Source organism: Ruminococcus sp. FC2018, assembly GCF_000621805.1.
Taxonomy (GTDB): domain Bacteria; phylum Bacillota; class Clostridia; order Oscillospirales; family Ruminococcaceae; genus Hominimerdicola.
In genome coordinates this window covers 1-10,511 of record NZ_JHXH01000026.1, presented here as the reverse complement: position 1 = coordinate 10,511, position 10,511 = coordinate 1, and the positions used below count along the sequence as shown (strand labels likewise).

General features: G+C 44.1%; 12 protein-coding genes. 9 read left to right on the top strand and 3 right to left on the bottom strand.

Features of this window, described 5'->3' with window-relative positions:
* Positions 1-653 (top strand): hypothetical protein (locus tag T494_RS14060; RefSeq protein WP_028506409.1); only part of this gene is annotated, 653 nt, incomplete at its 5' end.
* Between the two features lie 6 nt (positions 654-659).
* On the opposite strand, the gene T494_RS14250 is transcribed toward T494_RS14060, so the two are convergent.
* Positions 660-809, bottom strand: coding sequence for a hypothetical protein (locus T494_RS14250; RefSeq protein ID WP_155984117.1), 150 nt, complete (start codon positions 807-809; stop codon positions 660-662).
* A gap of 223 nt (positions 810-1,032) precedes the next feature.
* On the opposite strand from T494_RS14250, the gene T494_RS13960 reads away from it, so the two are divergent.
* The 6 genes from T494_RS13960 to T494_RS0111390 all read left to right on the top strand — a co-directional run bounded on the left by T494_RS13960 (position 1,033) and on the right by T494_RS0111390 (position 6,782).
* Positions 1,033-1,293, top strand: a complete 261-nt coding sequence (locus T494_RS13960; RefSeq protein WP_155984116.1) for a conjugal transfer protein TrbL family protein — start codon at positions 1,033-1,035, stop codon at positions 1,291-1,293.
* A gap of 76 nt (positions 1,294-1,369) precedes the next feature.
* Positions 1,370-2,620 carry a hypothetical protein gene (locus T494_RS0111410; RefSeq protein ID WP_028506407.1) on the top strand — a complete coding sequence of 417 codons (1,251 nt, stop codon included), beginning with the start codon at positions 1,370-1,372 and terminating at the stop codon, positions 2,618-2,620.
* A 174-nt stretch (positions 2,621-2,794) separates the two neighbouring features.
* Positions 2,795-3,217, top strand: a complete 423-nt coding sequence (locus tag T494_RS0111405) for a hypothetical protein (RefSeq protein WP_028506406.1) — start codon at positions 2,795-2,797, stop codon at positions 3,215-3,217.
* Positions 3,218-3,611: 394 nt separating this feature from the next.
* Positions 3,612-4,046: a flavodoxin gene (locus T494_RS13090; RefSeq protein ID WP_051540398.1), complete on the top strand. Its 435-nt coding sequence runs from the start codon at positions 3,612-3,614 to the stop codon at positions 4,044-4,046.
* A gap of 201 nt (positions 4,047-4,247) precedes the next feature.
* Complete coding sequence (locus T494_RS0111395) at positions 4,248-5,516, top strand: hypothetical protein (protein ID WP_155984115.1); 1,269 nt, start codon at positions 4,248-4,250, stop codon at positions 5,514-5,516.
* A 216-nt stretch (positions 5,517-5,732) separates the two neighbouring features.
* Entirely contained in the window at positions 5,733-6,782 is a 1,050-nt protein-coding gene (locus T494_RS0111390; RefSeq protein WP_242836445.1) for a GGDEF domain-containing protein, read from the top strand.
* 634 nt (positions 6,783-7,416) lie between these two features.
* Here the strand turns inward: T494_RS0111390 and T494_RS0111385 are convergent.
* The gene (locus T494_RS0111385) at positions 7,417-7,833 is read right to left on the bottom strand and encodes a hypothetical protein (RefSeq protein WP_028506403.1); all 417 of its coding nucleotides are present in this window, start codon (positions 7,831-7,833) and stop codon (positions 7,417-7,419) included.
* A 418-nt stretch (positions 7,834-8,251) separates the two neighbouring features.
* Between T494_RS0111385 and T494_RS0111375 the strand changes: the two genes are divergently transcribed.
* On the top strand, positions 8,252-8,989 hold the full coding sequence (locus tag T494_RS0111375; RefSeq protein ID WP_028506402.1) for an endonuclease/exonuclease/phosphatase family protein: 738 nt from the start codon (positions 8,252-8,254) through the stop codon (positions 8,987-8,989).
* Positions 8,990-9,255: 266 nt separating this feature from the next.
* Complete coding sequence (locus tag T494_RS0111365) at positions 9,256-9,885, top strand: hypothetical protein (protein WP_155984113.1); 630 nt, start codon at positions 9,256-9,258, stop codon at positions 9,883-9,885.
* Positions 9,886-10,321: 436 nt separating this feature from the next.
* Here the strand turns inward: T494_RS0111365 and T494_RS13085 are convergent.
* Positions 10,322-10,511 (bottom strand): ATP-binding protein (locus T494_RS13085; RefSeq protein WP_037344790.1); only part of this gene is annotated, 190 nt, incomplete at its 5' end.

Sequence of the window (10,511 nt, the reverse complement as noted above, 5' to 3'; positions counted from 1 at the left end):
CTTACTATATGCTGATCGACCGCATAGGTATGGCGACCTGCATAGCGTGCTTTCAGAACGGTTTGTTATATATTCTCCTGCCGATACTCGGATCTGCCGTTTTCGGCATAAACGGTCTGTGGGCGGGATTTGTCGCTGCTCCGATACTGACGCTTGTTTGCGCTATGCTTTTTGTGTATCTGAGGTTCGGCAAAAACGACTTCCCGTTTTTGCTGGGCGATATGGATACCGAGATCGTTGTTCTTGACGATACACTTAGTCCTCAGTCCGCAACCGCACTCTCCGTACAGGTCGCAGACTTGCTGCTTTCACATCAGTACCCTAAAGAGACGGCAAACCGTGCTGGGTTGTTTGCGGAGGAGATAGGGCTCACCGTTCTGGGCATCAACAAGCGGTCAAAGAAGCCGATATTGGTCGAGCTTTCGCTTTTCTTTGAAGACGATAGCGTTCTTATCGTAGAACGTGACTCGGGAGAGCTTTTCGATCTGACCGATCCTGATGCGCGGATCAACGGACTGAGCGGATTTGTGTTAAGCGGTCTGATGCAAGCGCACAAAGAAAAAGCGTATCTCGTTACTACGGGCTATAACCGTAATATGATACGCTTTGCCAAATCTCAGGGAGAAAAAGCAGTTTCAGCAGCTGACAGTTGATATGATCTATTCTGTTACGTTTTTTTTGACGGCTCTGGTCTTAAACAGGTATGCCGCTTTGAACACGCCGACAGATGCAAGCAGGAGCGTGTTTCCCATCAGCACTATCGCAAGGCCTTTGGTGAACAGCCACAGCACAAAGTAAGGCGTTCCCATTATCTAGGCAGATACATAATATAAAAAGTTTTTATAATAACGGAATTGTAATATATGGTTAATGGTATTATGTCTATTACTCATATTGATTATCATTGAATGATCAACAAGAAAGAAAAGGAAATAAAAGAGCTTAATAAGAAAAATAAGGAACTTAAGCAGTATAACATAGCCTGCAAGCAAAGACTAGCCGAGCTTGACAACTTTGCGGAGTTCTTAAAAGATGTATACCGAAGGCTTCCAAAGTTGGTGCAAGCAGGTCATAGCAACTTGCATCACGGCATTTTTGAAGACAACGATATTGTATCTTGGACTTCTGACCTACTCACAGCATCCGCTTATGGCAATGGGCTTATGTTTGTCATCAACCGAAGTGCCAAAGGTTGCACAGATGTTCGGACTTGATACATCGGTCAGAATTAATATGATGAGTGTCAGCCATACGCTGAGTATGGGAAGTAAGCTGCTTGGAAAGGTGAAATAAAGCTGGAACTATAATGCTTTGAGCTTGAAAATGAGTGGGAGGTATGATATAATAAAAAAAGATCGGAGGAATATAAATGGCTGAACATTACTACGACCCTATGCTGTGTTCGTGCTCGCCGGAAAACCCGATGACAATGGGCGTTACAGCAGTGCTTGCCGAGGATATAGATGGAAATCTGCTGAAAGAAGCTGCAGAGGAGCTTCGTGAGCGTTTTGCGTATTTTTATGTAAGAGCGAAGATCGAGGGTAACGATATCGTCGTTATACCCAATCCACTGCCTATGACCGTGCGGAATACCTGGGCACCGATAGAGCTTGCTTCAAAAGAGGCTAACTATCACCTTGCAGCAATTAAATATGAGGGTGACCGTATCTGCCTTGAAATAAACCATACTCTGTCTGACGGTGCAGGTGTATTGCCGTTTTTCAAGAGCTTGCTATTTGTCTATCTTTCCAAAAAAACAGGTGTTTCTTTCTCCACTCAGGGCTTTCGTCTGCCCGGAAGCGAGATCCCCGGATCTGAAACGGGCGATCCTTTTGCAGCTGTGGATACCGACAGCATACAAGAACCATTTTACCGGAAAGAACCAACTCAGGACTTTTACCGTCTGCCGTCACGAAACGGTGAAGCGGATCATATCTATTACCTGAAACTGCCCGAAAATGCCGTAATGAAATATTGTAAGGAGAATGACGGAAGCCCGAACGTGCTTTTGGCTGTGCTCATTTCAAAGGCAATAAGACGTGCTGATCCCGAAAGTGAAAAAACTGTCACCGTGTCCGTAGCGATAGACCATAAATCCATGTTTGGCAATTTCGATAATTACAGAATGTTTGCCAATGCCTATGAGCTTGATTTCCCGAAAGAACATCAGCTTGATGACATTATGAAGTCGTGTACCATTACAAGAGGTCAGCTTATGCTCCAGGCACAGTCCGAAAATTCAGCGTGGTATATAAAAACGAGAAAAATTGGATTTGAAAAATTGAAGGCGATGCCGCTGCAAATGAAACTGGATATTCTTCCTAAAGCCGCATCAGCAAGCCGCTGGACTGCGTCGGTATCCTATGTGAACAGCCGCAGCTTTGGTCCTCTTGACCCCTATATCAAAGAGCTTTATTTCCTTGCGGAAGTATGCGCAGTTGATGTTATGTCCGAGATCGCATGCATAAATCACAGCTTCTTTGTCGCATTAGGTCAGCACAATTCTTCAAGGGAGCTTTTTGAAGCACTGCTGTGCGAGCTTGAACAAGCCAACATTCCATTTGAGATCATGAGAGATGAGGAGTATCATCTGTGCGGTCTCAGATACGAGGATCTGTAAGGTGAGATCACAATGCCGTAAATTTAGACTATGTAGCTACAGTCGGGATAAAACCCGGCTGTTTTTGTTTTGGAGGTGCAAATTGAAAAAATATTTCTGCTCTGAAACCTGAGAGCCAATGTTAAGCTGTGGTTCTGGAACATTCGGGACTTCATAATCATCTGCACAGGCGTGATGAATTCATGGTATAAGCATATTCTAGGTGAGAGTAAGAAGTATGAGCATATCGTCAGAGAATGGCAAAGAAAAAAGCCGGCATACGATAAGAAGATACAAGAAAATGAGCAAAAGATAGAAAAGCTAAACGAGGATATTGAGAATCTGATAATGGAGAGACTTAACGACCTCGGCAGGAAAGAGCTCTATGACAAGATGATCAACAAGAAGGAAAAAGAGGTCAAAGAGCTGGACAAGAAGAATAAGGAGCTTAAGCAATATAACCTAGTCTGCAAAAAGAGACAGGAGGCACTTGATAACTTCACTGAGTTCCTGAAAGATGTACTAGCCCAGGATACCATATCTGACATCAGCCTTCGGGCTCGGTCAGGTCAAGAGAATAGACGGCGGAATGATCGTTGTTGTGTTCAATGGCATTGATAAGAAATTCCAGTTCCCGGGAGCTTTTGAGCAGGGATTTTTGGCGATTGAAGAATAAAAGCGAGCGGTCAGCCTGCATTGGTTATATTGCTTGTCTATGTTTAGGTTCAGTTGATTTCAAAGAAACTATTTACCAAACTAATAGCAATGGGCGATGATATAATTCATCGCCCGTTTTGTGTATATCGAAATATTAAACTCGGCAGACGCATCGGTGCTCAACCCTGATACGTCAATACCAACGTCCCGCAAACCGCGTAAATACGTTAAGTCTTGGCAGACGCACAAACATAGCTGATGTAATTGTTACAAGTGATCTGCCCTTTGGCCATTGGTATATAAATGAAAAAAAGCCCGTAAATACGGGCTTTCGTGTGACTTATTAACGAAAATATTGACGAGTTTTTTTATTTACCATCTCCACTTACCTTGCAAAGCTTATGAGATAGTTTCGGAGGAAAGCTATCCTGTTGATTACAATGCCACAGTTGATCTGGCAAAGCAGGAACAGGCGGACAGCAAGCGCCCTGAACTGAAAAGCGATTTTACTGATCTCAAGGAATGTGACACTATCTGGCTTGCCTTTCCGAATTGGTGGACAGACCTGCCTGTGCCAGTATACACCTTCTTCGAGAAATACGATCTCGCAGGGAAGAATATCTATGTATTCGTGACTCACGAGGGCAGCGGTTTCTCATCGACAGTTAATACTATCAGAGAGCTTGAGCCGGATGCCAAGGTTGTCAAGGCTCTGTCTGTAAGAGGCGGCTCTGTTACAGGCGAGGAAAGCAGCATAAGGGAGTATGTAAAAAAGCAACTGCAAAAATGAGAACAGACCATTTCAGATCATATCAGGCTTTCCGCTTTCAGTAAAGAGGAGCTATAAGAAGATATATAGTAACGCATGGAGCGTCCGTCAGAGTGCGGGCGCTTTTTTCCTATGGGTTGAAAAACAGGAAGATCTGTGATATAATAAATATAAGCAAGCCATTTCCCGAGCGGCAGGAACAAACGAAAGAAGAAGTGACGTATGGAACAGAAACTATCCATAGCATTACAGACGCTTTATTCCACAAGGAGAGATGACCCTCACGCGATAAGAATGATGATACGGTTGCGCGACCCGATCGACCGTTCTGTATTGCGGAAGGCTGTGGATATGACCATGCAGCGTTACCCCTATTTCTGCGTCCGGCTAAGGAAAAAGGGCAGGCAGTATGTATTTGCGGAGAACACTCAGCCTGTCGTTATCAGCGATACCCTTAAGGGTACGGAGCTGAATTCTGAAAGCTCGAACTACCACATGATCGCGTTCTCCGCCGAGGGTGACCGGATAGTTCTGGACCTGTTTCACGGCCTTACAGACGGTATAGGTGCATACGAGGTCATTCGCACGCTGCTTTACTATTATTGCTCAGCCAGATATGATGAGAAGCTGAGCAGAGAGGGCATTCGTCTTGCGGGGGATGTTATCTCTGCCGAGGAATGGGATGATCCTGTTGCAGCAGTGAGAGAATTTCCTGCTCCTCAGCCGTCGGAAATGGCTCCGGCTCTCGATCTGACCGGGGTTCTCCAGCTTCGGAACGACCGCAGTAAAACTGTTTACAGCATAGCCCTCTCCGAGGCGGAGTTCATGAGCTTCAACGCAAAGCATAAGGGCAGCCCGGGGACGATGACAGCGCTGCTGCTGAGCCGTGCTGTTGCAAAATTAAATCCGGATGCGGATGCACCGATCAGGAGCATCCTGTGTGTAAATCAGAGAAAAGCCTTCAGGGCTCCCGCAGCGCACCAAAGCCTTGTGGGATTTTCAATGCTGGAATACGATGATGGATTGCGAAGCCTCCCCATAGACCGGCAGGTGCAGGAATTCCGCAGGAGGGTTTTTGAACAGTCCTGTGACGAAACGATCCTTTCCGGGGCGAAGGCTGCTGTCTCGATCATAGAGATGCTGGAAAATATGGAGACAGATCAGCAGCGCCTTGATGCAATGTCTGCTGCCGATGAAATGCTGAACAGGAACATGACAGCTGTGATAAGCTATGTCGGTAAGGCCGGATTCGGCGATGCGGAGAAGTATATCCGCGATTTCAGAACATGGACACGATGCCCTGACAGGGGTATAATCATTGAGATCTCTGCTGTGAACGGGAGGTTCATCTTTGATATTATCCAGCCTTTTTCCGATCCTGTCTATGTAAACGGCTTTTTGCAGGAGTTGAAAGATAACGGAGTCGCCTACGAGATACAGGATGTTATGAAACTGACCCTTCCGAACATAAAGCTCCTCTGGAGCGAGTGACTCTTCAGCAGCATCCGGAGGATCAGAAAGTGCCCATATATAATGGCACAGGCCTATTGCAATTTGCGGATATATATGCTATACTATAATTATACAGGATACACTCGGCCTGCTCTCATAAGAAGGCTATGTGAATAACTAACAGTATAATAAACTGATCACATTATTGTGAAAGGATATCTCATGATAAAAGAATATTTGCTTCAGAACTGGTCTTTGATACTGGTTTTGGCGGCGTTTGCGATAGCGCTCCGGATCACGGTCTTCTGGGATGAAAAAACGATCAAGCGTATGTATGTTCTGATAATCGGCGTGTATTTGCTCTCTCTTGTCGTATTTGTAGAGTTCAACTGCACAGCGCAGGTCGAATACAGGACCCTACGCAGCATTCTGATGGCGATTAGATACAGTGCGACGCCCTTTATTATTTCGCAGATCATCTATACACTTGTGAAGAAACAGACTTTGTATATCTTCATCCCCTCGATCATACTCACTGTCATCGACTTCGTTTCGATATTTACAGGGATCGTCTTAAGGATAGACGAGAATAACACCTTTTCCCGCGGCCCGCTGGGATATCTGCCTTTCATTGTTGCCGGGGCGTATTGCGCTGCTCTGGTCTATTTCCTTTTCAAAAGATGCAACATGAAATTGATGGAGATCGTTCCCATTGCCTTCCTCAGCCTCGCCCTGCTTTCTGATCTAATCTTCCCATTTGTATTCGGAAGCGATTTCTCCAAGATCTTCTGCTCTACTATCGCCATAGCGCTGTTCGTATATTACGTTTTCGAGATCCTGCAGCAGACAAAAAAAGACTCTCTGACAGGGCTCCTCAACCGGCACGCCTACAATGCAGATATCTGCAAGAATCCTGAGGAGATCACAGCCATGATATCTATTGATATGAACGGACTGAAGGTCATAAACGACACTCAGGGTCATGCTGCCGGAGATGAAGCGCTGGTAACGCTGGCACTTTGCTTTCGCAGAGCGCTGAAAAGCAGACAGTTCGGCTACAGGATAGGCGGTGACGAGTTCGTTATTCTTTGCCGGAAAGCCCGGCAAGACGAAATGATGGATCTGATCCGGCGCATCGAGACAAATGTCAGCGAAACAAAATATCATTGCTCTGTAGGATATAGCTATTCACCGGACGGTAAAAAGCCTGTGGATGATATGCTCAAAGAGTCTGATATGATGATGTATGCCATGAAAGAGCGCTTTTATAAAGAGCGAGGAAAAGCAAGCCTCAAAGTCAGGTGAGATAAGCAGCAGAGACCTGACCGGATGTGCTCGTTATAATCCAGAAATACCGGAAAAAAGAACGGTGTATCTCTCCTGCCGAAGGGAGGGTAAGAGATACGCCGTTTTTAGGCTTTGTGCTTATTGATCTTCACCGGGCTGTATTGTCCTGACCCTGAAACAGAAATAAATGATATGGCACAGCCATACCGCCGCAAGGATAACACAGGGCACCCATATGCTCTTCCTTGCCATCATAAAGAAGCCGAAGCCCATAACGGTAATTTGTTTGATAATATTCGGTGATGTATGGGTTCAAGTCCCGTTGGACTGCGTTTTTATTAAAATGTCATCCTCGGTTAAGATATAAAAAAAATTTGACAAAGCAAGAGGCTCAAACGACGCATCTACGTCATTTGAGCCCTTGTCATCTTTTTTGTTAACAGATGATGGTGCAGGTGAAGGGACTTGAACCCACACGTCCTTGCGAACACTAGCACCTGAGGGTGGTGAAACGACAGTGTAAAATTATGATGTAGATAACATAGTTCTACATCATTATATAATAAAGTAAATGAAAAGCACAACTCCATTTGTCAGAAATTTAGACAGGTTGGAGTTGTATTAATTCATTAGATAATTTGTCAAAATAGTCCTAGTCTTTACTGTCATTCGATCTCTTAATATAAAGTGCTGCCCCATTTGAGCGTCTTCGTATATTTCCTGTGCGAGATCTCGATGCGGTCACTCCTGGAAAGAATTCGTCTGCTACATATATCGCAATTTTTTTGCCAAGGAGAGAACGATAGTCTCTGCTCTCGGCAAACGTAGGCGATGCATCAAATATCGAAAACTCTTTATCAAATTCGACCTTTTCAGAAAATGCTCTGAATTCGTCCAGAACCTTTTTGGTTATATCAGATTCAAAGTCCTTGTCGGTCTTGCCATAGCGCTCTGCAAGGAGTTCAATCAACACCGCCGGGCAGGAGATGCCTTTCTGCTGTGCTTCTGTAAGCAATTCAGCATAAAGAGCTTCTGTTAAGCATAACTGTAATTTGATTTTTTTACCCATTAAATTCACCTCACAATAAATAAAGCATATATCAAATGCTTTATTTATATAATATCATGTTACTTCTAATACGTCAAGTGGGGTACCACTGTGCCAGAGCGCTCATTGTGGCTTAGAATCTGTGCTCTTGTTTCAATGCTCACAGCGGCGGGTCGCAGTGAATATGGACAGAATCTGAAGTGTTATAATAAAAAAATGATAAAACCCCTTGACAGCTTTAGGCTGATGTGATATACTAAAGCAAAGTACACAAGCTTTCCGTATGGAATGTGCTTTAGTATTATTGAAGGGAGGTGACGACATGGAAGATATTGATTATGACTTCTTGGAAGACTTTTTGGGGCTTGATGAAGATTGGACGCTCGAAGATTTTTTAGATGCATACAATCCCGACTAAAAAAAGAAAGGAGCTTAAAATATGAGAATAGTATCGTTTAATCTGAATAGCTGGTGTTCAACAGTTCCACTCACTCAGAAACAGAAAATTGAGGAGCTGGCTCAATATATATCCCATAAATATAACGAGCCGGAGATTATAGCTCTGCAGGAGGTTATTGCTGGGCAGAATGAAAAACATCTTAAAACAATACAGGAATTCTTTCCTAATTACAGCATTATCACACCTGCAGGCTTCGATCATCTTACACACTTTAAAAGTTTAATTTGTGTGACATTGGTAAAAAATTCAATTGCATACAAAGTCCTTGAGTTTCCTTGCTGCCTGCCCAATCGGGTTAGCTATGTCAGAATTTTTAACAACAGATTTTTGCCGCAGCTGACTATAATGAATTGCTATATGGTCCAAACGGCGATTCATGGTCATAAACCAAATTGGTATGTAAATAAAAGAATTGAGCTTAGGGAGAAGCTCTTTGATGAGGTTATCAATGCGGTAAATAATACTACTGAGCAGCCATTAATACTGGCTGGTGACTTTCAGGAGAATTTGGATGGGGAGCATACTAAACGGCTTGGAGCAATTTGCGAAGCTGCTGAAACGATTCCTTTCAGAAAGAACTGGAACGCTGAAGGCATCGACCATTTCTTCTTAAATTCCCAGGCATGGTCCAACTTCCTTCCGTTGAGCATCGAGTATGATAAGAAACCCCTAAAGTGGCTCTCAGATCATGGTATTATCACATTAGAGACGATCTGATCATGTTGGTAATTATACACGGGGAGCTTCATAGCATACCCCGATGGGCGGTGCTGATCCAGAAGGATTTCACGTTTATGCGGCGCTATGAGATCGGTGATGAAACTGCTTACAGGAAGCTTGAGTGTGGGGCGGGGTGGTCAGGGTTAATAAGTAGGAAATTTTTCGAGGATGTTTCGGCTGGTCTTTATCCCAACATTTGCAAGGCTGGAAATAAATCACGCGATGGTTATACTGTTCTTTAAGTTGTAGAAACTGAACAGAATTTGTTTATAAAGAAGGGATTGATTTTTTTGCTGCTTGTTAGGAATGGGGAATTAGTTAGTACCCCGAAATGGCAACTGCTTTTAGAGCGTGAGTTCCCCTTTATGAGACAGGATTCGAATAGTGACGGCTCCAATATCTACAGAAAATGGGGCTTTGAATGCGGCGGAGGCTGGTATAAGCTTCTGAGGGCTTGCTGCGAGTCCATTGTTAAACGATACGCAGAAGACGGGATTGGAATAGGGGAGATTGACTTTGAACCCGCCCAGATCAAAGAAAAATTCGGAACGCTGCGCTTTTATTATAGTTATACGGATGCTCCTTGTGGAATAGCTGCATTTGATAACCTTGCTACAGGAGAAAGTATTCGTTTTGAACCAAAATCGAATGCGGATATAGATGATGCTAAGGCAAAGCTTAGACATGACATCCGCGCTATAGTAAGAGCTGCGGAAGAAGAGAGCAGCCACACTTGTGAGATTTGTGGCGCTGAAGGAAAACTGAGAAACGATTCTGATTTGGGCATCCATTGGGTACGGACATTATGTGATCACTGCCACGAAAATCGCATTAAAAAGGCTATAGAAGCACGAGAAAAGCGAAAGAAGATGGATGATAACAGCGGGATATAGCTTTAGATTCTTACTGCTCAATAATTAAACAACCATTGAGGTACAAACCCGATGGTCGTAAGATTATTCCGAATAACAAGAATACTAAACTGCATATTCCGCTCCGTGAGTGCACATAAACCGTTCGTTTTGTGCATGGTTTCCGCTGAAACCGTGCACGGAGAACGCTTGAATTGTGCATGGATTCCGCGCGGTTGAGTATTGACAATATACATTGTGCCATGGTATCATTAGTATGCTTTTAGCCGTACAGGAGGATAAGGCAACGCAGGAGTGCGACCTGAGCGCCTGATACGGGGTTTAGCAAGGAGAGTGATGCCGGGTGCGTCACTCTTTTTTTATGCTTAAGCATAGACCCACTCTCCTTGGAAAACCTTAATGCGTTAAACTCATGACCGACGCAAGTCGGTCTGTTTGATGCAACGCAGGTGCCATATCAACCCTCTTCGTTCACACCTTTTCTCTTTCTCATCGATTCCTTGCAGTCGATAACTATCGTGTAAGAGTCGTGAACAATGCGGTCACATATCGCATCAGCCATTATTGGATCACCGATCTTTTCTCTCCAGCCCGGGATATCAAATTGAGAACAGAATATCGTAGATGCTTTCTTGTATCTGGTCTCA